This window comes from Nonomuraea sp. NPDC051191 (assembly GCF_044455665.1).
GTDB lineage: Bacteria > Actinomycetota > Actinomycetes > Streptosporangiales > Streptosporangiaceae > Nonomuraea.
Genome location: NZ_JBITEZ010000004.1, coordinates 1 through 26,045 on the forward strand (window position 1 = coordinate 1; position 26,045 = coordinate 26,045).

Genomic DNA, 26,045 nt, shown 5'->3' on the forward strand with positions numbered 1-26,045 from the left:
CGGTTACATTCCGAACCCGGAAGTTAAGCTTCTCTGCGCCGATGGTACTGCACTCGGGAGGGTGTGGGAGAGTAGGTCACCGCCGGACAATCTTTCAAAGAAGGCCCCACACGGTTGTGTGGGGCCTTCTTTGCGTTGTGGGGGTGTTGGCGGGCGTCGTCTGGTTCTGTTCAGCGGGCGGGTGGGCTCGTCAGCGTGGGGCGGCCGCGGGTGGGGTGTAGGTGCTTGGAGGCGGCGCAGCCAGCTGGGCGGCCTGAGAGGCCGGCGCATGCTGGGCGTCGGTGGACTGTGTGGCGTGTGTGGGACGCTATCTGGCTTCTGTGGGTGGCAAGCTGAGGTCTGGGGTCCTGGGGTCGGGACCGGCTTCGGTCGGTGTAACTGGAATGGCAGGCAGCTGTCGATGGCGGCTCGGTCTTGGTGTCAGCTCTGGGATTCGGTCGTCGCGGATGGCTCGCCGCTGGTGGGCGTTTCGGGCGGCGCGTCGGCGGCTCCCTGGGAGATGACGAGGTCCCTCGGGAGCGTGGGGTGGGCGAGGGGTTAGTCGCTCTACGAACGATGTGGCTGGGGCTGCTCCGGGCCGTCAGAGCGCGGGCTCAGTGAGGCTTCCTTCAGCGGCACATCGTGCGATATGCATGCTCGTCCCCTAGCTCTTACCGCCGACTCAGCGGGTCAGGGCTTGGTGTCGGCGAGGCCTGGGGCAGTGTGTGGTGGCTGGCAGGGCGTTCGGGGGGATCTCGGCGTTCGGTGTCCTCCTGAGGCGGTGGGGGTGTGTTGGTGAGGTGGCCCTGGGCTTCTTGCAGTTGCCGGCGGGCGTCGGCGAGTTCGCGTTCGAGTTCCAGGATGCGGCGGATGGCGATCAGCGTCATGCCCTGGTCGGCGAGGTCGGTCACGTGCCGGACGGTCATGATGTCGGCGCGGGAGTAGCGGCGTTGGCCGCCGGATGAGCGGCTGGGGCTGATGACGTCGTGTTCGTCCAGGCGGCGGAGGTAGGCCTGGCGGACCTGGAGCATCTCGGCGACCTGGCCCAGGGAGTAGAGCGGGGCGTGTTCGTCGTCGAAGGGCAGCTCGGGCATCGTGGCCTCCTCGGGTTCGGGGCGGGGCCGGGATCACTGGGGCCCCGGTGCCGGGTCAGGCCCGGATGGCCTTTGTGTCGTCGCGCCGATTCGTCACCTTGCGGGCCCGACGCGTTCGAGGACGGCTGGAGTCGAGGTGTTTCGATGGGGACACGTCTGGCCAACGTGCGCATCCTCGCGGTGGGTGCTGACGCTTCGGACGGCAGGGACGTCGAAGCGTGGGCCGTCCGTCGGCGGCATGGTTCCGAGCCTCCTGCCTCTGCCGTGGGAGCTAACCTCCAACACGGTTTGCAGGTTAGAGAGCTGAGGGGAGGGAAGCAAGGAAGGTAAGGAAGTTTTTACCTGGGCGTGAGGAGTGTGCCGGTGAGGATCGTCACGGCATGGCCGGCGAGGTGGACGCGGTCGCCGTCAAGGCGGGTGTGCACCAGGCCCCCTCTGGCGGAGAGTTGCGCGCCGGTCAGCGCGGTGCGGCCGAGGCGCGCGGACCAATACGGCGACAGGGCGCAGTGGGCCGAGCCCGTCACCGGATCCTCCGGAATGCCGACTTTGGGAGCGAAGAATCGTGAGACGAAATCCGTGCCGGTGCCGCGGGCGGTGACGATGACACCGCGGGCGTCCACTGCCGACAGGGTCGGGATGTCGGGGCGCAGGGAGCGTACCGTCTCCTCTGAATCGACCTCGACCAGCAGGTCCAGGTCGCTTTTCCGGACCTCCACCGCTGCGGCTCCGAGCGCATTCTCCAGGCCGTCGGGAACCGTGACGGGCGTCACCTGCTTGGCCGGGAAATCCATCGTGATGAGGTCCCCTGTGGCGCGATTCACGGTTAGCGTTCCGCCGGCCGTGCGGAATTCGACCGGTCCGGTGGCGGCCCCGGTCGAATACAGAACGTGAGCGGTCGCCAGCGTGGCATGACCGCAGAGAGTGACCTCGACCACAGGGGTGAACCACCGTAGCGAATCGCCGAGCAGGAAGGCGGTCTCGGAGAGGTTCATCTCGGCGGCTACGCTCTGCATCCAGCCATCAGTAACCGGAGAGTCCAGCAGGCAGACACCTGCGGGATTACCCTTGAAAGCTGTGTCGGTGAAGGCGTCTACAGTGAACAGGCGCATGTGGCCGATGCTATACGGGGGGGACGGATATCCAGATGCAAGCAGGTTGCAAGCCGTACAAAATGGAATTAGGGCTGGGCGTGTCGCGTGGCGAATGCGGAATCGTCGGTTACCGTCCAATGTGTAGGGACGTGCCGATTACGGTGAGTTCCTGAGGAAAGGACAAGCCGATGGGGGCAGTGCGCAAGGTGGTGAACTACCTTGGCCTGAGCGGGGTCGATCACTACGACGACGGCTATGACGACGACGAGCACTACGAGGACGAGTACGTTCCGGCGACGGAGCGTGCCGCCCGGCGGTGGCGCGCGAACGTCGACGCGTCGCGCATCGTTATGGTCCAGCCGCTCAAGTACAACGACGCACCGTTGATCGGTCAGCACTTCCGTGACGGGCAGACGGTGATCATGGACGTCACGGGCATGGCGATGCCCGAGGCGACGAGGATGGTCGACTTCGCCGCCGGGCTCGCGTTCGGTTGCGAGGGGCGGATCGAGCGCATCGCCGACCGCGTGTTCCTGCTCGCGCCGGCGCACGTGGAGATCGAGACGACCTGATCAGGTCTACGCAGCGCGCGGGCCGCGACGAATCAGCCGGGTGAGCTCGGCTGCATCGTCAGCGGCCTGTTTCGCGCGTGCGTCCGCTTCTCTGGCGTAGGCGTGCAGGGCCCAGACGGCGCCCTCGGCCAGCTCCTTCAGCTCGTTGACCTGGGCGGCCACGTAACGGGCGTCGGCGACGACGGTCTTGTGGCGCTGCCAGAGCTGCCAGCCGCCCAGCCCGAGCATGGCCACCCCGGCGGCGGCCAGCAGGAGCGAGGCGCTGAACGCCGCTCCGGCCAGGCATGCGACACCCGCCACGATCAGCACGAAGGCGGCCCACGGCCGGCCGCGCGGCACGACGCCTTCGGTGAGGATGGCGTTCTCAGCCGTGGCGATCGAGGTCTCGTCGGGGCCTTCGGGGCGCAGGTGGATGCGGTGGCCGAGCAGCGGGACGGTCAGCGTGGCGGGCGGCGTCAACCGGCTGTCGGCTTCGAGCTCTTCGGCCAGGCCGCGCAGGATGGGCGCCGCGACGTGCAGGGCGATGGCGGCCAGGTGCGGGTCGGCGCCGGGACGCAGGTCGTCGAGCAGGTGGGAGATCAGCGAGGCCATCGGGCCCGCCGGGCCGCCCTGCCCGATCTGGGTGCGTAGGACCGCCAGCGGTTCGTCCTCGGCCCACGACGCGGCCGGGCTGGCCGAGCTGTTGCTGAGCGGGACGGCGGAGTCGTGGTCGGCCTGCCGCGCCGAGGTGATCTCGGCGCACCGGCCGCGCAGCCTGGACAGGCGGGCGGCCGCCACCGCCGGACGGGCCAGGTCGGGGATTTCGGCCATCTCCGGGAAGTCGGCCAGCGACGGCGGCACGACGACGGCGGGCTCGCCGGGCACCAGCGCCTGCACCCATTCCTCGACGTCGGCGTGCTCCTGCACGGCCAGCGCGTCGAGCTTGCGCAGCACGAAGATCTTGCCGGCCGGGCCGTAGGCGCCGCGGGCGGCGGCCAGCCAGAGCGAGCGCTGCCCGTGGGTGACGGGACGGTCGAGCGACAGCTCGCCGAAGGCCGTGCCGAGCCAGGAGGCGTGGATGCGGCTGCCCTGCCCGGAGACCGCCAGCGCCAGGCACAGGAAGAGCGCGGTCTGCTGCTGGTCACGGCCGGCGGCCCTGCTCAGCGGTTCGAGCGGGTCGTCGCCGGCGAGGATGGCGACCAGTGCTTCGACGGCCGGAGGCAGCCAGTGGCCAGGTATGTCGCGAAAGCCCGGAGCGGCGGGAGGGGCGGTGCCGTTGGCGGCGAGGTGCGCCAGCAGCGCCTCGGCGTAGCGTTGCAACTCCGTCGCTGCTTGGGGGCTCGCAGTCAGGTCCGTGCTCAAGGCAGAGAACTCCCCCATTTCGGCCTCAGTTCATGACCGCGTAAAGCCTAGCCGTTAGGGCGCGCCAACCAGGTGGAGGCGCGCCCACGACGGAACGGGAGACTTTGAGTCAACTGCCTGTTACATGCGCTCGGGGACGGGGACGCCCAGAAGGTCGAGGCCGGTTTCGAGCACGCGCAGGGTCAGCGCGCACAGGGCCAGCCGCGAGGCGCGGACCTCGGGCTCGACGTCGGACCGCAGCACCGGGCACTGCTCGTAGAACGTGCTGTACAGGCTCGCCGCCTCGAAGAGGAAGTTGCACAGCCGGTGGGGCTCGGACCGGACGGTGACCTCTTCGATGAGCGTGCCGAAGCCCAGCAGGTGGAGGGCCAGGGCGCGCTCGGCGGGGTCGCCCAGGAGGATCGGGGACGTGGCGTCCGCCGGGGCCATGTCCGCCTTGCGGAAGATGGAGCGGATACGGGCCGTGGCGTACTGCATGTAGGGGCCGGTGTTGCCGGTGAAGCCCAGCATGCGGTCGTAGTCGAAGACGTATTCGCTGTCGTGGCTGACCGACAGGTCGGCGTACTTCACCGCGCCCATGCCGACGGAGAGGGCGATCTCGTTCCGGGTGGCCTCGTCGTAGCCGCGTTCGGCGATGGCCGCCGTGGCCCGCTCGACGCCCTCCTGGAGGAGGTCCATCAGCTTGATGGACTCGCCCGACCTGGTCTTGAAGCGGCGGCCGTCCTTGCCCAGCATCATGCCGATCTGGACGTGTTCGGCCGAGACCGTGTCGGGCAGCCAGCCGGCCATCTGCGCGGAGGCGAAGACCATGCGGAAGTGCAGGGCCTGGTCGGCGCCCACGACGTAGAGGATGCGGTCGGCCTTCAGGTCGTGGACGCGGTAGCGGATCGCCGCCATGTCGGTGGAGGCGTAGCCGTAGCCGCCGTCGCTCTTCCTGATGATGAGCGGCAGGGGCTTGTCGTCGGAGCCGGTGAAGCCGGGCGGGAACAGGCAGAGCGCACCCTCGCTGTGGACGGCCACGCCCGACGACTCAAGATCGTCGCAGGTCCTCTCCAGCATGGGGTTGTACATGCTCTCGCCCGCCAGGTCGGCGTCGGTCAGCGTGACGCCGAGCAGGGAGTAGACCTTGTTGAAGTAGCGGACGGTGGCGTCCATGAAGACGTGCCACAGGCGCATGGTGGCGGGGTCGCCCGACTGGAGGGTGGTGACCCGGACCCGGGCACGCTGCTTGAAGCCCTCGTCGGCGTCGAACTTGGCCCGCGCCGCCTGGTAGAACTCGGTGCCCATGCCCGCTTCGAGCTGGGCGACCGCGGCCGGCTCGCCGATGTCGAGCAGGTGCTCGATGAGCATGCCGAACGGGGTGCCCCAGTCGCCGAGGTGGTTCTGCCTGATCACCTTGTTGCCGAGGTGTTCGTGCAGGCGGGCCAGCGAGTCGCCGACGATGGTGGTGCGCAGGTGGCCGACGTGCATCTCCTTGGCCGCGTTGGGCGCGGAGTAGTCGATCACCACGGTCTGCGCGGGCGTGATCGTGCCGACGCCGAGGCGACTGTCGTCGCGCATGCCCGCGGTCTGGGACTCGATCCAGGAGTCGGCGAGCGTGATGTTGAGGAAGCCGGGGCCGCTGACCTCGACCGTGCCGGGGAAGTCGGACAACTCTGCTCTGATCGCCTCGGCGACCTCCCGCGGGGCCCGTCGCAGGCGCTTGGCCAGGCTCAACGCGACGTTCGCCTGAAAGTCGGCGAACTGTGAGGGCCGGATCAGCGGGTCTGCGTCGGCGTGCTCGGCACCGAACGCGTTGGCCAGCGCCTGCTGGACGCGCTCGGTGAGCACTATCTGCGGGTCGGTCATGTTCTAAGGGTACCGGCGACCTTGACCGCGATGCTGATCGCCGCGGCAGCCACCAGGGCGATGCCGACGGCCGTCAGGTCGTTGCTTATGTCGCCGGGCGCGAGGGCGAAGAACTCCCTGACGGGAGGCAGCGCGAGGGCGAGTGCGAAGAGCCCCGCCATGGACGCCAGCAGCGCGATCCGCCACCAGTTGAGCGGCCTGGTGATCAGCACGAGCACCCACCACGTGGTGAGGAAGAGCGTGATCACCGCGGACGTCTGGTCCTCGGTCAGGGTGGAGGTGCCGCTGTGCGCGGCCCAGAACGACAGCAGCACCGCGACCGCGCACAACACCCCCGCCGGTACGGCGAAGCGCAGCACCCGCCGGACGAACCCCGGCCGCGCCCGTTCGAGCGTGGGCGCGAGCGCCAGGAAGAACGCCGGGATGCCGATGGTCAGCGCGTTGGTGAGGGTCGAGTGGCGGGGCGCGAACGGGAACATCACCCCGGCCACGCCGACGGCCAGCGACAGCACGATCGCGTAGAAGGTCTTGGTGAGGAAGAGGTTGGAGACGCGTTCGATGTTGGCCAGCACCCGGCGGCCCTCGCCGACGACGTGCGGGAGCGTGGCGAACCTGTTGTCCAGCAGCACCACCTGGGCCACCGCCTTGGTGGCCGGGCTGCCCGCGCCCATGGCGATGCCGAGGTCGGCGTCCTTGAGCGCGAGGACGTCGTTGACGCCGTCGCCGGTCATGGCCACGGTGTGCCCGCGGGCCTGCAGCGCGCCGACGAACTGCCGTTTCTGCTGCGGGCTGACCCGGCCGAACACGGTGTGGGAGTCGAGCAGCTCGCCGAGCTTGGCGGGGTCGTCCTGGGGGAGCGTCCTGGCGTCGACGGAACGGTCGCCGTCCGGGATCTTCAGGCTCATGGCGATGGCGGAGACCGCCTCGGGGTTGTCGCCGGAGATCACCTTGACGGTGACGCCCTGCTTGGCGAAGTAGCCGAGGGTCTTGAGGGCGTCGGGCCTGATCTTCTGCGCGAGGGTGACCAGCGCGACGGGCTCGACGGCCTCGCCGTTCTCGGCGGCCCGCAGGTCGTGCGTACGGCACAGGACGAGGACGCGGGTGCCGGTGGCGGCCAGCTCGGCGGCCTTGTCGTAGCCGTCGCCGTCGTGCAGCAGGACGTCGGGCGCGCCCAGCAGCCAGGCGCCGTGCCGGCCGAAGTCGGCGCCGCTCCACTTGCGGGCCGAGGAGAAGGGCACGGCCGAGGCCGCCGTCCAGCCGTCGGAGGGTGCGGGGTAGCGGGCCCGGATGGCCTGGGCGGTGGCGTTGGGGTGGGCGTCGAGGTGGGCCAGGGCGGCCAGCGCGGGCTCGACGGGGTGGCCGTCGCGCAGCGGGAGCACCTGGTCGAGGTCCATGCCGCCGGCGGTGAGGGTACCGGTCTTGTCCAGGCAGAGCACGTCGACCCTGGCCAGCCCCTCGATCGCGGGCAGCTCCTGGACCAGGCACTTGCGCCGGCCGAGACGGATGACGCCGACGGCGAACGCGATCGAGGTCATCAGCACCAGGCCCTCGGGGATCATGGTGACGATGCCGGCGACCGCGCCGGTGATGGCGGTGCGGAAGTCGGCGGAGTTGTGCAGTTGGCTGTAGATCAGCAGGGCGCCGATCGGGATGACCAGCCAGGTGATGTACTTGATGAAGTTGGCCACGCCCTCGCGCAGCTCGGAGTGGGCCAGGTGGAACTTGCTGGCCTCCTCCGCCAGCCGCACGGCGTAGGCGTCGGTGCCGACGCGGGTGGCGACGTACGCGCCGGAGCCGGCCACCGCGAAGCTGCCCGACAGCACCTCGTCGCCGGGCTTCTTGTGCACCGGGTCGGCCTCGCCGGTCAGCAGTGACTCGTCGATCTCCAGGCCGTCGGAGGCGACGACCTCCCCGTCGACCAGGATTCGGTCGCCCGAGCCGAGCAGGATCAGGTCGCCGAGGACGATCCGGCGCGGCTCGACCTGCTGCTCCCGGCCGTCGCGGCGGACGCGGACCGGCGCCTCGTTGATCACGGCCAGCTTGTCGAGGGTGCGTTTGGCGCGCAGCTCCTGGACGATGCCGATCAGCGCGTTGGCCACGATCACCAGCCCGAACAGGCCGTCCTGCCACTCGCCGAAGATCAGGATCAGCGCCCAGAGCACGCCGATGACCAGGTTGAACAGGGTGAACACGTTCGCCCTGATGATCGCGCTGAGCGATCTGCTCGACCGCCGCGGCACCTCGTTGGTCTTCGCCCCCGCGACCTGTGCTGAGGTGAGGCCGTCCACATTTCCCCCGTTCCTGTGGATCGGTCTCACACACTACGGCGTCACCAGAGCCTGTGTGAGCGATGTGTGGCGGCGATCCTGTCGCCGATCCTGGAGACGATGCCGCCCGCGGAGAGGTCGGCGGCGACCTGGCAGGCGGCGCTGATCGCGGGCGCCCTGGAGGAGCCGTGGGCGATCACCACCGTCCCGTTCAGCCCGAGCAGGACGGCGCCGCCGTGGGCCTCGGCGTCGAGGCGTCTGCGCAGCTCGCGGAGGCGGCCGCGTTGCATGAGCGCGCCGAACTTGGCGATCCGGCTCTCGCCGATGGTCTCGGCCAGCTCGCCGAACGCGTACCGGACCGCGCCTTCCATGGTCTTGAGTGCCACGTTGCCGGTGAAGCCGTCCGTGGTGATGACGTCCACCTTGCCGGTGAGGAGGTCGGTGCCTTCGACGTTGCCGGTGAAGCGGATGCCGGGGGAGGCCTGGAGCAGCTCGTGGGCGCGTTTGACGAGCTTGTTGCCCTTCTCCGGCTCGCTGCCGATGGTGAGCAGGCCGATCCTGGGCTCGGGGATGTCGTAGGCCAGCTCGGCGTAGGCCGTGCCGAGGTGGGCGAACTGCACCAGCATCTCCGGTTTGACCTCGGCGTTGGCACCGGCGTCCACGAGCAGGGTGGGGGTGGGGAGCGTCGGGAGCGCCACGGCGATGGCCGGGCGCAGGACGCCCTGCTGGGCCTTGAGCCGCAGCCGGCCGGTGGCGACGATGCCCGCGGTCGAGCCGGCCGACACCACGGCCGAGGCGTCGCCGCGGCGGACGAGATGGCAGGCGATGGCGATGCTGGACCTCGGGCGGCGCAGGCTGGCCAGGGCGCCTTCGTCCATGGCCAGGGCCTCCTCCGCCCGGACGATGGGGACCTCTTTGGTGGCGTCGTGGTCGGCCAGGGCCTCGTACAGGATGCGGGGTGAGCCGACGAGCACGACGGGGAGCCCGCGCTCCCGTACGGCGTGGACCGCGCCGGCCACGATCTCGTGGGGGGCGTGGTCGCCTCCCATGGCGTCGAGCGCGATGGGCCTGCTGTCGGACAATGGTCACCTCGTGGGACAGGCGAGCCCGCCGTCGCCGGCCGGGCCGGTGCGCGGGCTCGTGTATGTCCGCATCGTAGGCAGGCCGGAGGTCACGTCAACCGGCGGGTGGACCTCCCTGCTTCCCCGGCGTGGCGCTTCCATTCACGGGGACGCCCGTCAGTGGAGGTTCCAGTCGTCCAGGCCGCGGGTCACGATGACCTTGGAGAACTTCGACGAGCCGGTGACCCGGATCAGCGGGCCGTCGCCGGCCGAGCCGCCGCTCACGTTCCGTTTGCCGAAGACGGAGCTGCCCTCGTCGATCACGTGGGCGTTCTCCGGCACCCGGACGATCATCTTGCTGAACTTGGCGTCGGTCTCGATCGTGATCTCCCGCCCGGGGAGCACGGCGTCGGACAGGTCGATGACGAGGGCGCCGAAGCGGGCCGACAGCTTGGTGCGCCGGGACGCGACCCAGCGCCCCTTGCGCACGATCTTGCTGAACTTCGAGCTGATCACCTGGTGCTCGATGGCCTCGGGCAGGGCGGACGGGGTGGACACCTGGGGCAGGTCCCGGGTGAGGGGGACGAGCTCGCCGATCGTCTTCGCCGTGTAGGCGATCTCCAGACGGTCGGCATGCTCGACGCTGGTCAGTCTTCCGGTGGCGAGCGCGTCGCCCAGCAGGGCCGCCACGCGGTCGCGGTCGGCGTCGGAGGCGCGCAGGTCGAGATCCTCGGTCACGATAAATCAGTGTATGCGGGATCGCGATATGTCGCGAGTGTCGCGAACCTGCAAGGAAACTTGGAGCCCAGCGGAACCGGGGACGCGGCGCGTCGCGTCCGGATATTAAGGACCGTAGACGCGCGACAGGGTCGTGAGGTTTACCGGCGATCGAACAAAAAAGATGGGAAAGGCCTAGTGATCTTGAACCAGGCAGGCACCCGACGCTTCAAGGCGTACACGTCCAAGCACCTCGACGAGCTCCTGCGACGTGCGGGGCTGGACGACGAGGCGCGGCTGAAGGTCCGGGCCGTGGCCACGGTGCTGCCCTTCCGGACGAACGCCTACGTCGTGGATGAACTCATAGATTGGTCGGCGGCGCCCGACGATCCCATCTACCGCCTCGTCTTCCCTCAGGAGGACATGCTGCCCGCCGCGGACGTGGCCAGGCTGGCCGATCTGCTCAAGGCCGAGGCGCCCAACAGCGAGGTCCAGGCCGAGGCCAACCGCGTACGCGCCCAGCTCAACCCGCATCCCGCCGGTCAGAAGGAGCTCAACGTCCCGAGGATCGGCGACGAGCCAGTGCCGGGCATGCAGCACAAATATCCAGAGACAGTGCTCTTCTTCCCTAAACAGGGGCAGACCTGTCACGCCTACTGCACCTACTGCTTCCGGTGGGCGCAGTTCATCGGGGACGCGGACCTGAAGTTCGCCTCCGACGACATCGACCGGATGGTGTCCTACATCCGCCGGCATCCCGAGGTCACCAGCGTCCTGATCACCGGCGGCGACGCCATGATCATGGGCGAGCCGGTCATCCGGCGCTACATCGAGCCGCTGCTCGGCCTCGACCAGCTCGAATCGATCAGGATCGGCACCAAGGCGCTGGCCTACTGGCCGCAGCGCTTCACCACCGATCCCGACGCCGACGCCACGCTCGGCCTGTTCCAGGAGGTGGTGAAGGCCGGCAAGAACCTGGCGTTCATGGCCCACTTCTCGCATCCGCGGGAGCTGGAGTCGCCGCTGGTGGAGTCGGCGGTCGAACGCATCCTCGGCAGCGGGGCCACGATCAGGACCCAGGCGCCGCTGATCAGGTCCATCAACGACGATCCCGCCGTGTGGTCGTCGATGTGGCGGCGGCAGCTGCGGATGGGGCTGATTCCCTACTACATGTTCGTCGAGCGCGACACCGGGCCGCAGGACTACTTCGCGGTCCCGCTGGCCCGCGCGTACGAGATCTTCAGGGACGCGTACTCGACCGTCTCCGGGCTCTGCCGTACGGTCCGGGGGCCGTCCATGTCGGCCACGCCGGGCAAGGTGTGCGTGGACGGCGTCACCGAGATCGCCGGTGAGCGCGTCTTCGTGCTCCACCTCATCCAGGCCCGCGACCCAGAGCTGGTCGGGCGGCCGTTCTTCGCCCGGTACGACCCGTCGGCGGTCTGGCTGTCGGATCTGCGGCCGGCGTTCGCCGAGCGTTTTCCGTTCGAGCCGGCCGAAGCGCTGCTGCCCATCTGAGTGGTCGCGTTGTCGTACCACCACCGCTGAATTGTGCGCCCCCGGCCCGTGACATTTGTTAATGCGACCACTTGTTCGCGGGCCGTGCGGGCGCACGCCGTCGTCGCGGATCTGATCATGATCGGGTCCGCGCAGAATCCAAATCAAAACCGGGGTATTTCCCGTTTTGTCTCTCCGCTCAACGCTCCCCCTTTACTCGGTAACCGGGCTGCAAACCCTGCTACATGGGCTTTCCGGTCGCCTGCGGGCCATCACGGTGAGTGATACAACTGCTTCCGTAGCTCAGCCGTGACGGCACGCTTCGTGTGGTGCCCATAGCGTGTACGCCACGGCATTCGGGGGTTATCGATTCGCATTTCCACCGCATTCGAGAGCGATCGATCACGAGCCGGGAAGGCAATCATGAATCGAGTAGTCAAGGCGGCCGTTGCCGTCACAGCATTCGGCTTGGCGGCGGCTTTGGCCGTGCCAGCTCAAGCAGAAGTTCAATTCACTCACACCGCCAAGATCGTCCCGCTGGACGGCCTGGGCGGGGGCACCAGCGGAGGCCCGCTCGACCTGATCGGCGGCCTGCTCGGCGGCGGGCTGCTCAGCAGCCTGGGCGGCGGCCTCGGCGGTCTGACCGGCGGCAACAAGCCCAAGTCGGACGCCGCCGCCGAAGCGCACGCACGCGACATCGCCGACGAGAACCGGCGCGCCAGCCTGGCGATGACGCCGAACGCGGCCGAGGACGTCACCCGCTTCAGCGGCCCGCTGCCCGAGCTGTCGCCCATCCTCGGCGGCGCGTCGGTCGGCGGCGGCGGCAAGGGCCTGGCCAAGTCGCTGCCGCTGCTCGGCGGCGCCCGCATGGCGCAGCCGCTGGTCAAGGGCGCGCCGCAGAGCAACGGACAGCTCACCGGCGCGAGCGCCCCGCTGGGGGGCGCCATGGACACGATGACCGCCCTGGCCGGAGCCTCGGTCGGCGGCGCGATGGGCAAGGTGGGCGGCGGCGCGCTGCTGCCCGGCACGGGCGCCGGCACCGCCGGTACCACCGCCACGACGATGGCGGGCACCACCAAGGGGCTGCGCGACCTGTCCAGCGAGTCCGGCATGGGCGGGCTGACCCGTGCCGCCAGGATGGCCCTGCCGCACGCTTCGAGCGCCGAGCTGGCCCCGATGGTCGGGCACGTCGCCCCCGTCGAGGCCGCGCCGGTCGTCGAGGCGCTGCCGGGCACCACCCAGACCGCCTCCGTCGACGAGATCACCCCGCTCATGCAGGACACCGCGGGCTTCGTCTCGTCCAACGGCTCCAAGGCCGCCGGCTCCTACAGCGACATGATGTCCGCCCTGGGTTGGAGCACCGAGGCGCTGACGAGCTCGGTGCACGGCTCCGGGGTGCGCAACTGACGCGAGCGCGGCGCGTACCGGACGTGTTCAGGATGTGACCCGCGCGGGTGCGTCCCGGACATGCCGTGACGATGCGCGGACGCGGCCCGCCGAGGGCCGGTGCGACGGTTCGCCGGCGTCATAAGGTGCCGATGCTCGCGAACCGGCCGTGACGGCCGTGCGGCAGCCCGCGTTCATGCGCCAGGTTGTTCACGACGGCGCGTTCCCGCTCTCCCCGGCGTCAGTGGACGCCCGCGGGACGAGGGGGCGCCGTCGCCCCGATGCGACAGGCCGATGGTGTGCGCTCACAAGGTGCCGAGCGCCCCGACGGCACTGCCGCGCGTCGGTCGCGGGTCCGCCGCCACGGGCGGACGGGCCCGCCACGGGTCTGGGCGGACGTGCCTCAGCCCGGGGTTCGCACACGCGTCCCGCCGCTGACTGCAGGGCAGCGGCGCCGCGCCGAGCCCGCCGCCGGCCCCGATCCGGGGTCGGCGGCCTTCTCTTTTCCCCACCCTCGTACGGCTCCGCGCCCGACCGGGCCGGCTAGGGCAGCCGGACGCCGGTGCGGCGGGCTATCTGGGCCTGCAGCCGGGCCATCTGCCAGTGAAGGTCGAGCAGCTGCTCGGCGAGCTGCATTCTGGGCATCTCGGCCACGTCCTCGATGGCCAGGTGGTCGATCGCGGCCGAAAGCTCTCCCATCGCGCGCCCCCACTCCATCAGCGTTCCTTGGTTCGAATCCGCGTTCGAATTCTATCGGAACGCCCGTCACGCTGTCAGCGTTTCGGCGCGCGAGTCACCCGCGTTTCGCACGGGTGATCGAAACGGGCTCAGCCCTTGTTGTAGGCGGAGATGACTTCCTTGGGGTCGCCGTCCATCCGGATCTTGCCCTTGTGCAGCCAGATGACCCGGTTGCAGGTCTCCTCGATGACCTTGAGGTCGTGGGCGACCAGGAAGACCGTGCCGGCCGACTCGCGGATCTGCCGGATGCGGGCCTCGCTCTTCTTGCGGAACTCGCGGTCACCCGTGGCCAGGGCCTCGTCGATGAGCAGGACGTCGTGGGTCTTGGCCGAGGAGATGGCGAAGCGCAACCGCGCGCCCATGCCCGACGAGTACGTGGACATGGGCAGCTGGACGAACTCGTCGATGCCGGAGAAGTCGACGATCTCCTGGTACTTCTCCTTGACCTCGGCCGGCGTCATGCCCATGGCGTAGCAGCCGAGGACGATGTTGCGCTCACCGGTCAGCTCGCGCATGAGCGCGGCGTTGACGCCGAGCAGCGAGGGCTGGCCGTCGGTGTAGACCGCGCCCTCGTGCGGCGGCAGGAGGCCGGCGATGGCGCGCAGCAACGTGGACTTGCCCGACCCGTTGCGGCCCACGATGCCGATGGCGTCGCCGTGGTAGGCCACGAAGGTCACGCCCTTGACGGCGTGGACCTCCTTCATCTGCGGACGGCCCTGGCGCTTCAGCAGGCGCGTGAGGGCGTTGACCGCGTTGCCCTTCTCGTTGTCGGTGGCCGTGCCGTAGACGCGGTAGACGATGTGCAGGTCGTCGACGATGACGGTCGGGGTGCCCGTGGGAACGTCGAGCGGACGCTTGCCCTGGGGCTCCGGGTTGGGGTGCACCCTCACGTCCTTGCCGGGGACGGCGGGCTCCTCGCCCTTCACCTGTGACAGCTCCTCGGTCAGTTCAGCCACGCCCGTACCTCTCCTCGGACCGCCAGAAGTACCAGAAGCCGAAGCCGAGTGAGAACACTGCCCAGAATACGCAAGACACCAACACCATAGTCGGGGGGTTGTGTCCGTTTTGAGTGTGGTGGGTCTTGATGAGGATGTCGCGCATCCACTCGATGTAGGAGGCCGTCGGATTCAGGTACATCACGTCGGCGACCCACTGCGGAAGCTTGGCGGAGCCGACCACCTTGTCCTGGATCGAGAAGAAGACGCCCGAGGCGTAGAGCCAGGTGCGGGTGATGAACGGCAGCAACTGGTTGAGGTCGCGCATCTGGGCGCCCAGTCGCGCGATCACCAGGCTGGCCCCGATGTTGAACATCGTCTGGAGCGCCAGCACCACCGGGATCATGAGCCAGAACCAGGTGGGCCACTCGCCGGTGGCCGTCACGATGACGAGGAGCACGCCCATGGAGATGGCGAGCTGCTGCAGCTCCTGGATCGTGTACGCCAGCGGCAGCGAGGCGCGCGGGAAGTGCAGGGCGCGGATCATCGACAGGTTGCCGGAGATCGACTTGGCGCCCGCGGTCACCACACGCTGGGTGTAGGTGAAGACGAACATCCCGGTCAGCAGGAAGGCCGGGTAGTTCTCGATGCCGCCCCGGCCGCCCAGGATGACGCCGAACATCACGTAGTAGATGCCGGCGTTGAGGAGGGGGGTCAGCACCTGCCACAGCTGGCCCAGGGCCGAGCTGGAGTACTTCGAGACGTTGCGGGACGTCGCGTACGTCAGGATGAAGTGTCGCCGCTCCCAGAGCTGGCGCAGATAGACAGGGAACCTCGGCCGCGCGATGGCACGACGAAGTCCGTATCTCTCGGCGAGCTTGGCCAGCGGCTCCTGCCCGCTTCGGCCGCCCGCCTGGGCGTCCGCGACAGCGGATTCCGGCTGGCTCATGGCAAGGACTCTATTGGATCCCGGTCGGTGGGGTGCCTGCCGCGAGGGACGCGGCAGATGCTTGGACGGAGTCTTGGGGCGCCAGGTTCCAAGGTGCCGTCAAGACTCGCTCAACCGTAGCCCAGCGAGGCACGCCATGGCGGGAAGGGCGCGACCACGGTCCTGTAGGGGGTAATTTTCATCCGCTGTTCACGTCGAAGCTTGACCTGTTTGAGCATCCCTGGGCGGTTTGTATCCTTACGGGTGGAATGTCTGTGACGCTGGATTGGCGCACGTGTGACCGAACTGCAACGCGCCAGAGACTCGCTGGTGGCAAGTAGTAAGAGATAGTCGCGATCGACTGGCAGGGCGTCGGCTGGTTTGACCATGTCAGCCAAATCCGGGGGATACCAGGAACCCCCCGTCAGGCTGCTTACCATCACCGCAGCTCAGCGCTGTCGCCCACCTGTAGAGGGAGGATTTTTTTCACCATGCGTGTTACTAAGGGCGCACAGATCGTCGCCGGTACCGCGCTGCTCGCCCTCGCGGTTGCCGCGTGTGGCGGCGGTGCCTCGGACGGCGGCACTGCCGCGGGCGGCGGCGAAACGCCGGTCCGCATGGAGATCGGTGAGCCTCAGGAGCTCCTCAACCCGCTGAACACCACCGAGACCGAGGGCTCCGAAGTCCTCGCCGCGGTGTTCTCGCCGCTCGTCAAGTACGACGAGAACAAGCAGCCGGTTGAAGAGGCCGCTGAGTCGATCACCACCCAGGACAGCAAGGTCTGGACGATCAAGCTCAAGTCGGGCTACACCTGGCACGACGGCAAGCCGGTCACCGCGGCTGACTACGCGCGGTCCTGGAACTATGGCGCCAACCAGGACAACGCCATGAGCTCCTCCGCCTTCTTCTCCCGCATCGACGGCTTCGCCGACGTCCACCCGGGCGAGGGCAAGACGCCGACGGCCAAGGAGATGAAGGGCCTCAAGGCTGTCGACGACAGCACCCTTGAGGTGACGCTGTCCGCACCGTTCTCGCAGTTCAAGACGATGCTCGGGTACACCGCCTTCTACCCGCTGCCGGCCTCCGCGCTCGGCGCCGACGGCAAGGTGACCCAGGCCTACGGCGAGCAGCCGATCGGCCAGGGCCTCTTCAAGGTCGACAAGCCCTACAAGAAGGGCGGCGCGCAGACCATCGACATGACGGTCTACGACAAGTTCCCCGGCACCAAGCCGAAGAACTGGACCAAGCTGCAGTTCAAGATCTACAGCTCGGCCGAGACCGCCTTCCAGGACCTCCAGGCCGAGAACCTGGACGTGGACGACTCGCTGCCCGCCTCGGCGATCGCGACCGCCAAGTCCGTCCTCGGCGACCGTTACTTCGACGAGCCCGACGCCTCTGTGGGTTACATCGGCGTCCCGCTGAAGTACAACCCCGAGTTCAAGAACCCGGACGTGCGCAAGGCCATCTCCATGGCCATCGACCGCAAGACCATCACCGAGACGGTCTTCGCGGGCACCCGCGCCCCGGCCGACGACTTCATCAACCCGGCCATCCCCGGTTACCGTCAGGGCGCCTGCACGGCCTGCACGTACAACCCGGCCGAGGCGAAGAAGCTCTACGCCGACGCCAAGGGCCCGGCCAAGCTCGAACTCGGCTACAACGGCGACGGCGGCCACAAGGAGTGGATCGAGGCCGTCGCCAACAACCTCCGCGCCAACCTGGGCATCGAGGTCACGCCGAAGCCGTTCGAGAACTTCAAGGCCATCCTGGACGACCTGGACGCCAAGAAGTACAAGGGCCTGTTCCGTATGGGCTGGTCGATCGACTACCCGTCGGCCGAGAACTACCTGACGCCGATCTTCGGCACCCAGGCCATCTCGACCGGCTCCAACTACGGCGGCTACGAGAACAAGGAGTTCGACGACATCGTCGCCAAGGGTGACCAGGCCGCCGACGCTGCCGAGGGCCTCAAGCTCTACCAGCAGGCCGACGACATCCTGATCAAGGACATGCCGTACATCCCGGTGTACTTCTACCGGAGCAACTTCGGACACTCCCCCAAGGTCAAGGGCGTCAAGCTGAACCTGCTCAACCAGGTTCAGTGGGCCGACATCGAGAAGGCCTGACGTCATTCGCCGGGCGGACGGCTCTTGCCGTCCGCCCCTCGGAGGACTGAGCTTGGAGGCAGTCACTTGGGGCCGGGCAAACCGCGGCTACGAAGGTGACTGCCTCCACGCATGTACCGGAGGGCTTGAATGGGCCGTTATGTCATCAGGCGACTGCTGCAGGCGATACCCGTCCTGCTCGGCGCCACGCTACTCATCTTCGCGATCGTCTTCGCCCTGCCCGGCGACCCCATCCAGGCACTGGCGGGCGAGAAGCGCCTGGACCCGGCGGTGGCCGAGGTCCTGCGCGACCAATACCACCTGAATGACCCGCTGCTGCTGCAGTACTGGTACTACCTCAGCGGCGTGCTCCTGCACGGAGACTTCGGAACCACCTTCTCCAGGATCCCGGTCTCGCAGCTCATGGCCGGCAAGTTCCAGGTCACGCTGAACCTCGCGCTGACGGCTCTCGTCATGGAGGCCATCATCGGCGTCGGCCTCGGCCTGTGGGCGGCTCTGCGCCGCGGCAAGGCCTCCGACACCGCCATCCTCGCCTCGACGCTGCTGCTGATCTCCGTCCCCACTCTGGTGACGGGCTTCGTGCTCCAGCTCGTGCTCGGAGTCAAGCTCAAGCTGTGGACGGGGAGCGACATCTTCCCCGTGGCGGGCATCTCGGCCGGGTTCCGCAGCTATCTGCTGCCCGGTTTCGTGCTCGCCGGCACGTCGATCGCCTATCTCACCAGGTTGACGCGGACGAGCCTGGTGGAGACACTGCGCGCCGACTACATCCGCACGGCGACCGCCAAGGGCCTGTCCAAACGCCGCGTCATCGGCAGGCACGGACTCCGCAACGCGCTGATCCCGCTGGTCACCTACCTCGGCGCCGACCTCGGGAACCTGATGGGCGGCGCGGTCATCACGGAGACGATCTTCAACCTGCCGGGCATCGGCAACCAGCTGTTCCAATCGATCCTGCTGCGAGAACAACCGGTCGTCGTGGGCATCGTGACCGTGCTGGTGCTGATCTACATCCTGGCCAACCTGGTCGTCGACATGTTGTACGCAGTGCTCGACCCGAGGATCCGCTATGAGTAACGAAGCAAACGTCGGGCCCATGCTGCCGGAAGCGAAGTCGCTGGTCACGGAGGTCCCGGCGCCGCCGTCCCCCGAGAAGCAGGGCAGGCGCGGGAAGCAGAAGCAGGAGAAGCCCGCCAGCCTGTGGACCGACGCCTGGTACGACCTGCGTCGCCGGCCGATGTTCATCATCTCCGCGGTGCTGATCGCGATCCTGCTGGTCATGGCGTTCTGGCCGTCGTTGTTCACCTCGATCGACCCGACCAACGCCCAGACCTGCGACCTGTCCACCGCCCGGCAGCTCCCCAGCGTGGGACACCCGTTCGGCAAGGACAGCCAGGGCTGTGACGTGTTCGCCAGGACGATCTACGGCGCCCGCAACTCCATCGTGATCGGCGTGACGACCACGATCCTCACCATGATCGTGGGCGGCCTGCTCGGTCTCTTCGCCGGCTTCCGCGCCGGCGTGATCGACTCGGTCTCCTCCCGGGTCACCGAGATCTTCTTCGCCATCCCGCCGATCCTGGGCGCCCTGCTGATCGCCGCCACCTTCCGTGACAGTGGCATCAACAGCATCCTGCTGGTCATCGCGGCCCTGGCGGTGCTCGGATGGCCGATGGTGTTCCGCATCATGCGGGCCTCGGTGATCACGGCCAAGAGCCAGGACTTCGTGGTCGCCGCGCGGGCGGTGGGCGCGGGCCAGTGGCGGATCATGTTCAAGCACCTGCTGCCGAACTCGCTGGCGCCGGTGATCGTGGTCAGCACGATCAACCTCGGCGGCTACATCGCGGCGGAGGCGGCGCTGTCGTTCCTCGGGGTCGGCGTGCAGTCGCCGGACATCTCGTGGGGCCTCATGATCGCCGACGCCCGGCCGCGGTTCCTCGACGCGTCGCTGCCGCTGTTCTTCCCGGCCCTGTTCCTGAGCGTCACGGTGCTGGCGTTCATCATGCTGGGCGACGCCGTGCGCGACGCTCTCGATCCGAAGCTCAGGTAGAAGGGGGGATCAAGTGAAGAAGACGTCGACAGACGTGTTGCCCGCCGAGGGAGGGCTGGGCAACGAGCCGCTGCTCGCGGTGGACAACCTGCACGTGGAGTTCCGTACGCGTCAGGGCGTCGTGCGCGCGGTGAACGGCGTGAGCTACACGGTCAACCCCGGTGAGACGCTGGCGGTGCTCGGCGAGTCCGGTTCGGGCAAGTCCGTGACCGCTCAGGCGATCATGGGCATCCTGGACATGCCGCCGGCCGTCATCCCCAAGGGCGAGATCCGCTTCAAGGGCACCGACCTGCTCAAGCTCTCGGACGACGCCCGCACCCAGGTGCGCGGCCAGCGCATCGCGATGGTCTTCCAGGACGCCCTCTCGGCGCTCAACCCGGTGTTCACCGTGGGCTGGCAGATCAGCGAGATGTTCCGGGTCCACCGCGGCATGTCCAAGCGTGACGGCCTGAACAAGGCCGTCGAGCTGATGGACAAGGTCCGCATCCCGGCCGCCCGGCAGCGCGTCAACGACTATCCGCACCAGTTCTCGGGCGGCATGCGGCAGCGCATCATGATCGCGATGTCGATCGCGCTCGACCCCGAGGTCCTGATCGCGGACGAGCCGACCACCGCGCTGGACGTGACGGTCCAGGCGCAGATCATGGAACTGCTGGCCGAGCTGCAGCGCGAGAGCCAGATGGGCATGATCCTGATCACCCACGACCTGGGCGTCGTGGCGGACGTGGCCGACAAGATCTCGGTCATGTACGCCGGCCGGATCGTGGAGAACGCCCCTGTGCACGACATCTACCGGGCGCCGGGGCACCCGTACACGAAGGGTCTGCTGGAGTCCATCCCCCGGGTTGACCTCAAGGGCCAGGAGCTGTACGCGATCAAGGGTCTACCGCCCAACCTGCTCGACCTGCCGAGCGGATGCGCGTTCAACCCGCGGTGCCCGTACCGGCAGGACAACTGCGTGACCAGCGCCCCCCAGCTCTACGAGATCAGCGGCACGCGTGGCAGCGCCTGCCACTACTGGAGGGAGGTCCTCGATGGCGAGCAGCAGTGAGCGCATCCTCGAGGTTCGCGACCTGGTCAAGCACTTCCCCCTGACCCAGGGCATCGTCCTCAAGAAGCAGATCGGCGCGATCAAGGCCGTCGACGGCGTGTCGTTCGATCTGAACAGGGGCGAGACCCTGGGCATCGTGGGCGAGTCGGGCTGCGGCAAGTCCACGCTGGCCAAGGTGCTGATGGCGTTGGAGCGGCCGACCTCCGGGTCGGTGAAGATCAACGGCAAGGACATCGCCAAGGCCAGGGGCGGCGACCTGAAGCGCATGCGCCGCAACATCCAGATGGTGATGCAGGACCCGTACACCTCGCTGAACCCCCGGATGACCGTCGGTGACATCATCGGCGAGCCGTACGAGATCCACACGGAGGTGGCGCCCAAGGGCGACCGCCGCCGCAAGGTGCAGGAGCTGCTGGAGGTCGTCGGCCTCAACCCCGACCACATCAACCGCTACCCGCACCAGTTCTCGGGCGGCCAGCGGCAGCGCATCGGCATCGCCCGCGGCCTGGCGCTGCAGCCGGAGATCATCGTCTGCGACGAGCCCGTCTCGGCGCTGGACGTGTCGATCCAGGCCCAGGTGATCAACCTGCTGGAGCGGCTGCAGAACGAGTTCAACCTGGCCTACATCTTCATCGCCCACGACCTGTCGGTGGTCCGCCACATCTCCGACCGGGTGGGCGTGATGTACCTGGGCAAGTTCGTGGAGCTCGGCAAGGACGTCGAGATCTACGACAAGCCCGCTCATCCGTACACGCAGGCGCTGCTGTCGGCGGTGCCGGTTCCCGACCCCGAGGGCCGGGAGCAGCGTGAGCGGATCATCCTGCAGGGCGACCCGCCCTCGCCCGCCAACCCGCCGTCGGGGTGCCGCTTCCGCACCCGCTGCTGGAAGGCGCAGGAGATCTGCGCGGAGGAGGAGCCGTTGCTGCAGATCCGGACGGGGACCGGGCACGAGAGCGCCTGTCACTTCGCCGAGACGCACGACGTGGTCCACGCGGGATGACCTGAAGACCCTCCGGGAAAGCTCCCGGAGGGTCTTCTCACGTCGTGGCGACGATGGCCGAGCCGTGGCCGAACAACCCCTGGTTGACCGCGAGGCCGACGCGCGCGCCGGGCACCTGGCGCGCGCCCGCCGCCCCGCGCAGCTGGTTCGTCAGCTCGCAGAGTTGCGCGATCGCCTGGGCCGGGATCGCCTCGCCGAAGGAGGCCAGGCCGCCCGACGGATTGACCGGCACCCGGCCGCCGAGCGCGGTCTCGCCCGCCCGCAGGAGCTTGTCCGCCTCGCCCGGCGGGCACAGGCCGACGTCCTCGACCCAGTCCAGCTCCAGGGCGGTGGACAGGTCGTACACCTCGGCGAAGGAGACGTCCTCGGGGCCCAGACCGGCCTCCTCGTAGGCGGCGTGCGCGATCGCGGCCCTGAACGGCCTCTCCGGCGCGGGGACGGCGGCGCAGGAGTCGGTGGCGAAGTTCGGCAGCTCCAGGACCGCGTTGGGGAAGGTCGGCGTCACCGTGGAGACGGCCGCCAGGCGCACCGGGGCCGTCGCGCCGAGACGCCTGGCGTACGCCTCCGAGGCCAGGACGACCGCGGCGCCGCCGTCGGAGGTGGCGCAGATGTCCATCAGGCGCAGCGGGTCGGCCACCATGGGTGAGGCGAGCACCTCCTCCGCCGTGACCCGGGCGCGGTAGCGGGCCATGGGGTTGAGCGAGCCGGCGAGCGCGTTCTTGACCTTGACGGCGGCGAAGTCGTCGCTGGTGGAGCCGTACAGGGCCATGCGCCGGCGGGCGTAGAGGCCGAAGTAGGCGGGGTTGGCGGCGCCGAGGAGGCGGAAGCGCAACCAGTCGGGGTCGTCGTGCCGGTCGCCGCCGACGGGTTTGAAGAAGCCCTTGGGGGTGGAGTCGGCGCCCACCACGAGCGCCACGTCGCACAGCCCGGCCAGGATCCTGGTACGCGCGATGTCCACCGCCTGGGCCCCCGACGCGCAGGCCGCGTAGCAGGAGGCGATCCTGGCGCCCGTCCAGCCGAGCGCCTGGGCGTAGGTCGCGCCGGAGACGAAGCCCGGGTAGCCGTTCCTGATCGTGTCGGCCCCCACCACGTACTGGACGTCGGTCCAGGCCACCCCGGCGTCGCGGAGGGCGGCGCGGGCCGCGGCGACGCCGTACTCGACGAAGGGACGTCCCCACTTGCCCCACGGGTGCATGCCCGCGCCGAGCACCACCACCGCGCTCACGAGGCCCGCCCCCACATCCACACCAGCGGGCCGTCGGCCAGCGGCCCGTGGACGAGCTCCAGCTCCATGCCCACCTCCAGGTCGTTCACCGTGAGGTCCCTGACCTGGCCGAGCACCACCAGCCCCGCACCGTCGAGCTCGACGGCGGCCAGCGTGACCGGCCGGTACGGCCGCGCCGCCACGTACGGCTCCGGCGGCGGGTAGCAGGCGTCGGTGTAGGACCAGACCCGCCCGCGCCGCGGCAGCCGGGTCTCGGCCGTCTCCTCGCCCTCGCAGCGCGGGTTGCGGCACAGGCCCCGCTGCGGCGGGAAGGCGACGGTCCCGCAGGTCAGGCAGGTGGTGCCGATGAGGTGGGTGGCGCCGTCCCCGTCGATGGCGAACCAGCCGTCGATCGCTAAGGTCATAGCCAGGAGTATCACACAAGCGCTTGCTAGGGTGAATCCCTCCGGCGCCTCCGCCGGGTCGTGACCACCCGTGCCGACATGGCCGCCGCCAGCACCACCATCCCGGCCACCACCGGCGCCCTGGAGGCGGGCGGCGCGGCCGGCCCCCGCCCGAAGTACGGGCCGGGCCGGGCGGCCGGTGAGAGCGTCCCGTGCGCCAGCCGCCGGGCCTCCCGCAGGGCGAGCGGCGCGTCGGCCACCCCGTGCCCGTAGGCGCGGCTGTGGCCGCTCGTGGGCCGCCTCCTGGCGCCGCGCTCGATGGCCATGCGCACGTGGTACGGCGACAGCCCCGGATGGGCCGACCGCACCAGGGCCGCCACGCCCGCGACCATGGCCGCCGCCGAGCTCGTGCCGTCGCCCGCCACGTACCCCTCGGCGCCGTCGGCCGTGACGATGTCGGTGCCCGGCGCGACCACCGACAGGTAGTCCTGGCGGTTGGAGAAGGGGGCCACCCTCAGCCGCCGGTCCACCGCGCCCACGGCGATGACGCCCGGGTAGGCGGCCGGGAAGTTCTTCCTGTTGGTCGTGTCGCCGTCGTTCCCGGCCGAGGCCACCAGGACCACGCCGCGGGCGATCGCGTACTGCACGGCCTCCTCCTCGGCCGCCGAGCCCTCCCACGCGCCGCTGCCGCCGCCGAGGGACATGCTGATCACGTCCGCGCCGTGGTCGACCGCGTACCTGATGCCCGCGGCCAGGGCGTCGCGGCGGCCGGTACGCCGTTCGGCGCGCAGCGGGTCGGTGTTCTCCAGCGTGACCCTGATCGACAGCACCCGCGCCGCGGGGGCGACGCCGACCACGCCCTCGGTGCGTCCCTCGCCGTGCCCGCGGCCGGCGATCAGGCCGGCCATGGCGGTGCCGTGGTGCCCCCACAGGCGCTTGGGCGCGCCGGTCAGGTCGGGGCCCTGGGCCACGACGCCCCGCAGGTCGGGGTGGCGGCCGTTCACCCCGGTGTCCAGCACGGCCACCAGCACGCCCGCGCCCCTGCTCTCCCGCCACGCCCCGGGCAGGCGCAGCGCCCGGAGCTGCCACTGCCGGGCCCGCGCGGCGGCGCCCACGCCGCCGGGGAGGCTCGGCGAGGCCGCCGTCCGCACGTCGTCGGTGGCGCTGGACGCCACGCCCGCGACCCCGGCCGCCAGGATCAGAGCCGGCAGCAGGGACGCGAGCATCCTCATCGGGTCAGCGCCCGGTGCAACGCCACGGCGAGCTGCCGCGCGGCGCCCCGCAGCCGCGGCGCGGCGCGTCCGCCCGGCCGGTACGCCCGCCCGTCGGCGTACCCCACGGCCGTTGCCACCAGGTAGGGGTCGCCGGACCCGGCCAGCGCCCCGGCGAAGTACTGCCGCTCGCCGAACCGCTCGGCCGGGCCGCCGGGGAAGGCGACGGGCCGCACGGTGGCCGGGCGCACCCCGCCGTTCGGGCGTGGGCAGGGCGCGTCGAGCACGGCGATCCCGACGGTGGCCACGTACGTCTGGGTGCTGTCGGCGTACGTGGCCCGCAGCGCGGTCAGGCAGCCGGGCCGCACCGCGGCGGGCTGGAACGCCACCCGGCACGGCGCCTCGGGGGCCACCCCCGCCAGCACGTACGTCACCCTGGCCCCCGACGGGCTGACGCCGGGAACGGCCAGAGGGAAGATCCGCGCCACCGGCCAGGCGTGCCAGCGCTCCGGCACGGGCGCGTCTGCCTGCGGCCAGAACACGGACAGGATGGAGAGCAGCACAACGGACAGTTGGTACACGTCAACCTCGAACGGGAGAGGAGGGACGCCCGATCTGCCGTGCATTCTGGCACGTGGCCGGCGAGTCGTTCCGACGCTTCGGTAAACAGCCCGATACGCGGAGTAATTGTAGTTATGCGGTCATTCGCCCTGCGGTGTGGGCGAAAGTCGGACATGTGCCCCAGGCGGGAGCCCCAGCCGCTGCGCCGCGTCCCCGAAGTTGACCGCGATGGCGATCAGCCCCGCCGAGTCCGTGAACGCCACCAGCTCGCCCGGCGGCACCGCCGCGAACGACGTGCGGAAGGGCATCGCGAGCCGCCGCCGCCCGAGCCACACCCCCAGCGTGTCGCCCACCTGGACGCCCAGCGCGTCCAGGTCGCCCGCCGCGATCGACAACTGCGTGTTGCCGTGGCGGTCCACCGAGACGACCTCGCCCTCGACCGAGCCCTCCCGCAGCAGCGAGGTCGGCGCGGGCAGCGAGACCAGCCGCTCGACCGGCACCGGGGGGCCCAGCTCGGCCGGGTCCAGGCCGCCCGCCAGCCGCCCGGCGACCGGCGAGAAGACGTCCCGGCCGTGGAAGGTCGGCGACACCGGCCGCAGGAAGAGCTCCTCGTTGCTGAGCGCGTACGCGGCCCGCGCGCCGCCGCTGGCGTGCACCGCCCAGGACAGCAGGCCGTTGTCGGGGCCGACGAACACCCGGCCGCCCGCCTCGACCGCCACCGACCGCCGCGCGCCGCCCACGCCGGGGTCGACCGCGCCGATGTGCACGCCCGCCGGGAGGTAGGGGATGGTCTGGGCGAGGATGGCCGCGCCACGCCGTACGTCGCCGGACGGGACCAGGTGGCTCACGTCGATCACCCGCGCCTGGGGCGCGATCCCGGCGATCACTCCGTGGCAGGCGGCCACGAAGCCGTCTTCGAGCCCGTAGTCCGTGAGGAGCGTGATGACTGGGGTCACAGTTCGTGACTGTACGTCCGGCAATCCGCCGTGA

Annotated in this window: 23 protein-coding genes and 1 rRNA gene; 9 read left to right on the forward strand and 15 right to left on the reverse strand. The window is 69.6% G+C overall.

The features are described 5' to 3' along the window. Positions 1–88, forward strand: a 5S ribosomal RNA gene (gene rrf, locus ACIA8R_RS11680); the annotation flags it as partial. A gap of 562 nt (positions 89–650) precedes the next feature. Here the strand turns inward: rrf and ACIA8R_RS11685 are convergent. Both ACIA8R_RS11685 and ACIA8R_RS11690 read right to left on the reverse strand, forming a co-directional pair. Next, a complete protein-coding gene (locus tag ACIA8R_RS11685; RefSeq protein ID WP_397038033.1) occupies positions 651–1,073 on the reverse strand; it encodes a MerR family transcriptional regulator in 423 nt (140 codons plus the stop codon). Positions 1,074–1,411: 338 nt separating this feature from the next. Continuing rightward, positions 1,412–2,182, reverse strand: coding sequence for a PhzF family phenazine biosynthesis protein (locus tag ACIA8R_RS11690; protein WP_397038034.1), 771 nt, complete (start codon positions 2,180–2,182; stop codon positions 1,412–1,414). A 170-nt stretch (positions 2,183–2,352) separates the two neighbouring features. Between ACIA8R_RS11690 and ACIA8R_RS11695 the strand changes: the two genes are divergently transcribed. Beyond that, a complete protein-coding gene (locus tag ACIA8R_RS11695; protein WP_352320833.1) occupies positions 2,353–2,736 on the forward strand; it encodes a cell division protein SepF in 384 nt (127 codons plus the stop codon). A 6-nt stretch (positions 2,737–2,742) separates the two neighbouring features. Here the strand turns inward: ACIA8R_RS11695 and ACIA8R_RS11700 are convergent, their stop codons facing one another. From ACIA8R_RS11700 to ACIA8R_RS11720, 5 genes are all read right to left on the reverse strand, one after another. Further along, complete coding sequence (locus ACIA8R_RS11700; protein WP_364095508.1) at positions 2,743–4,077, reverse strand: hypothetical protein; 1,335 nt, start codon at positions 4,075–4,077, stop codon at positions 2,743–2,745. A gap of 120 nt (positions 4,078–4,197) precedes the next feature. Continuing rightward, on the reverse strand, positions 4,198–5,925 hold the full coding sequence (argS, locus tag ACIA8R_RS11705; protein WP_364095505.1) for an arginine--tRNA ligase: 1,728 nt from the start codon (positions 5,923–5,925) through the stop codon (positions 4,198–4,200). After that, positions 5,922–8,213, reverse strand: coding sequence for an HAD-IC family P-type ATPase (locus ACIA8R_RS11710; protein WP_364095502.1), 2,292 nt, complete (start codon positions 8,211–8,213; stop codon positions 5,922–5,924). Before ACIA8R_RS11710 ends, argS begins: the two co-directional genes overlap by 4 nt. Before the next feature lie 41 nt (positions 8,214–8,254). Continuing rightward, entirely contained in the window at positions 8,255–9,274 is a 1,020-nt protein-coding gene (plsX, locus tag ACIA8R_RS11715; protein ID WP_397038037.1) for a phosphate acyltransferase PlsX, read from the reverse strand. Positions 9,275–9,430: 156 nt separating this feature from the next. After that, entirely contained in the window at positions 9,431–9,991 is a 561-nt protein-coding gene (locus ACIA8R_RS11720; protein ID WP_357710801.1) for a DUF1707 domain-containing protein, read from the reverse strand. 177 nt (positions 9,992–10,168) lie between these two features. On the opposite strand from ACIA8R_RS11720, the gene ACIA8R_RS11725 reads away from it, so the two are divergent. Both ACIA8R_RS11725 and ACIA8R_RS11730 read left to right on the forward strand, forming a co-directional pair. Then, positions 10,169–11,485, forward strand: coding sequence for a lysine 2,3-aminomutase (locus ACIA8R_RS11725; protein WP_364095497.1), 1,317 nt, complete (start codon positions 10,169–10,171; stop codon positions 11,483–11,485). A gap of 465 nt (positions 11,486–11,950) precedes the next feature. Then, a complete protein-coding gene (locus tag ACIA8R_RS11730; RefSeq protein WP_397038038.1) occupies positions 11,951–12,871 on the forward strand; it encodes a hypothetical protein in 921 nt (306 codons plus the stop codon). A gap of 522 nt (positions 12,872–13,393) precedes the next feature. On the opposite strand, the gene ACIA8R_RS11735 is transcribed toward ACIA8R_RS11730, so the two are convergent. The 3 genes from ACIA8R_RS11735 to ACIA8R_RS11745 form a co-directional block, all read right to left on the reverse strand. Then, a complete protein-coding gene (locus ACIA8R_RS11735) occupies positions 13,394–13,549 on the reverse strand; it encodes a hypothetical protein (protein WP_357710873.1) in 156 nt (51 codons plus the stop codon). 128 nt (positions 13,550–13,677) lie between these two features. Continuing rightward, positions 13,678–14,544 (reverse strand): ABC transporter ATP-binding protein, encoded by an 867-nt coding sequence (locus ACIA8R_RS11740; protein ID WP_357710875.1) that lies wholly within the window; start codon positions 14,542–14,544, stop codon positions 13,678–13,680. After that, positions 14,537–15,472, reverse strand: a complete 936-nt coding sequence (locus ACIA8R_RS11745) for an ABC transporter permease (protein WP_357710877.1) — start codon at positions 15,470–15,472, stop codon at positions 14,537–14,539. Before ACIA8R_RS11745 ends, ACIA8R_RS11740 begins: the two co-directional genes overlap by 8 nt. Positions 15,473–15,942: 470 nt before the next feature. On the opposite strand from ACIA8R_RS11745, the gene ACIA8R_RS11750 reads away from it, so the two are divergent. From ACIA8R_RS11750 to ACIA8R_RS11770, 5 genes are all read left to right on the forward strand, one after another. Then, a complete protein-coding gene (locus ACIA8R_RS11750) occupies positions 15,943–17,577 on the forward strand; it encodes an ABC transporter substrate-binding protein (protein WP_357710880.1) in 1,635 nt (544 codons plus the stop codon). A 129-nt stretch (positions 17,578–17,706) separates the two neighbouring features. Further along, positions 17,707–18,651 (forward strand): ABC transporter permease, encoded by a 945-nt coding sequence (locus ACIA8R_RS11755; RefSeq protein ID WP_364095486.1) that lies wholly within the window; start codon positions 17,707–17,709, stop codon positions 18,649–18,651. Then, entirely contained in the window at positions 18,644–19,624 is a 981-nt protein-coding gene (locus ACIA8R_RS11760; RefSeq protein ID WP_357710886.1) for an ABC transporter permease, read from the forward strand. Before ACIA8R_RS11755 ends, ACIA8R_RS11760 begins: the two co-directional genes overlap by 8 nt. Before the next feature lie 13 nt (positions 19,625–19,637). After that, positions 19,638–20,675: an ABC transporter ATP-binding protein gene (locus ACIA8R_RS11765; protein WP_357710888.1), complete on the forward strand. Its 1,038-nt coding sequence runs from the start codon at positions 19,638–19,640 to the stop codon at positions 20,673–20,675. Then, entirely contained in the window at positions 20,659–21,675 is a 1,017-nt protein-coding gene (locus tag ACIA8R_RS11770; protein ID WP_357710891.1) for a dipeptide ABC transporter ATP-binding protein, read from the forward strand. The genes ACIA8R_RS11765 and ACIA8R_RS11770 overlap by 17 nt, the downstream gene beginning before the upstream one ends. 37 nt (positions 21,676–21,712) lie before the next feature. On the opposite strand, the gene ACIA8R_RS11775 is transcribed toward ACIA8R_RS11770, so the two are convergent. From ACIA8R_RS11775 to ACIA8R_RS11795, 5 genes are all read right to left on the reverse strand, one after another. Then, the gene (locus tag ACIA8R_RS11775; protein ID WP_364095481.1) at positions 21,713–22,900 is read right to left on the reverse strand and encodes a lipid-transfer protein; all 1,188 of its coding nucleotides are present in this window, start codon (positions 22,898–22,900) and stop codon (positions 21,713–21,715) included. Beyond that, positions 22,897–23,304 carry an OB-fold domain-containing protein gene (locus ACIA8R_RS11780; RefSeq protein ID WP_364095478.1) on the reverse strand — a complete coding sequence of 136 codons (408 nt, stop codon included), beginning with the start codon at positions 23,302–23,304 and terminating at the stop codon, positions 22,897–22,899. The genes ACIA8R_RS11775 and ACIA8R_RS11780 overlap by 4 nt, the downstream gene beginning before the upstream one ends. 26 nt (positions 23,305–23,330) lie before the next feature. Then, positions 23,331–24,515 carry a S8 family serine peptidase gene (locus tag ACIA8R_RS11785; protein ID WP_397038043.1) on the reverse strand — a complete coding sequence of 395 codons (1,185 nt, stop codon included), beginning with the start codon at positions 24,513–24,515 and terminating at the stop codon, positions 23,331–23,333. Continuing rightward, positions 24,512–25,075 carry a hypothetical protein gene (locus tag ACIA8R_RS11790; protein WP_397038045.1) on the reverse strand — a complete coding sequence of 188 codons (564 nt, stop codon included), beginning with the start codon at positions 25,073–25,075 and terminating at the stop codon, positions 24,512–24,514. The genes ACIA8R_RS11785 and ACIA8R_RS11790 overlap by 4 nt, the downstream gene beginning before the upstream one ends. 120 nt (positions 25,076–25,195) lie before the next feature. Further along, positions 25,196–26,011, reverse strand: a complete 816-nt coding sequence (locus ACIA8R_RS11795; protein ID WP_357696654.1) for an SAM-dependent chlorinase/fluorinase — start codon at positions 26,009–26,011, stop codon at positions 25,196–25,198. Positions 26,012–26,045 lie beyond the last annotated feature (34 nt).

Coding starts and splice junctions, on each gene's coding strand:
- ACIA8R_RS11685 (WP_397038033.1), bottom strand. CDS start 1,073: ATGCCCGAGCTGCCCTTCGACGACGAACACGCCCCGCTCTACTCCCTG.
- ACIA8R_RS11750 (WP_357710880.1), top strand. CDS start 15,943: ATGCGTGTTACTAAGGGCGCACAGATCGTCGCCGGTACCGCGCTGCTC.
- argS (WP_364095505.1), bottom strand. CDS start 5,925: ATGACCGACCCGCAGATAGTGCTCACCGAGCGCGTCCAGCAGGCGCTG.
- ACIA8R_RS11780 (WP_364095478.1), bottom strand. CDS start 23,304: ATGACCTTAGCGATCGACGGCTGGTTCGCCATCGACGGGGACGGCGCC.
- ACIA8R_RS11735 (WP_357710873.1), bottom strand. CDS start 13,549: ATGGGAGAGCTTTCGGCCGCGATCGACCACCTGGCCATCGAGGACGTG.
- ACIA8R_RS11690 (WP_397038034.1), bottom strand. CDS start 2,182: ATGCGCCTGTTCACTGTAGACGCCTTCACCGACACAGCTTTCAAGGGT.
- ACIA8R_RS11755 (WP_364095486.1), top strand. CDS start 17,707: ATGGGCCGTTATGTCATCAGGCGACTGCTGCAGGCGATACCCGTCCTG.
- ACIA8R_RS11745 (WP_357710877.1), bottom strand. CDS start 15,472: ATGAGCCAGCCGGAATCCGCTGTCGCGGACGCCCAGGCGGGCGGCCGA.
- ACIA8R_RS11785 (WP_397038043.1), bottom strand. CDS start 24,515: ATGAGGATGCTCGCGTCCCTGCTGCCGGCTCTGATCCTGGCGGCCGGG.
- ACIA8R_RS11695 (WP_352320833.1), top strand. CDS start 2,353: ATGGGGGCAGTGCGCAAGGTGGTGAACTACCTTGGCCTGAGCGGGGTC.
- ACIA8R_RS11770 (WP_357710891.1), top strand. CDS start 20,659: ATGGCGAGCAGCAGTGAGCGCATCCTCGAGGTTCGCGACCTGGTCAAG.
- ACIA8R_RS11760 (WP_357710886.1), top strand. CDS start 18,644: ATGAGTAACGAAGCAAACGTCGGGCCCATGCTGCCGGAAGCGAAGTCG.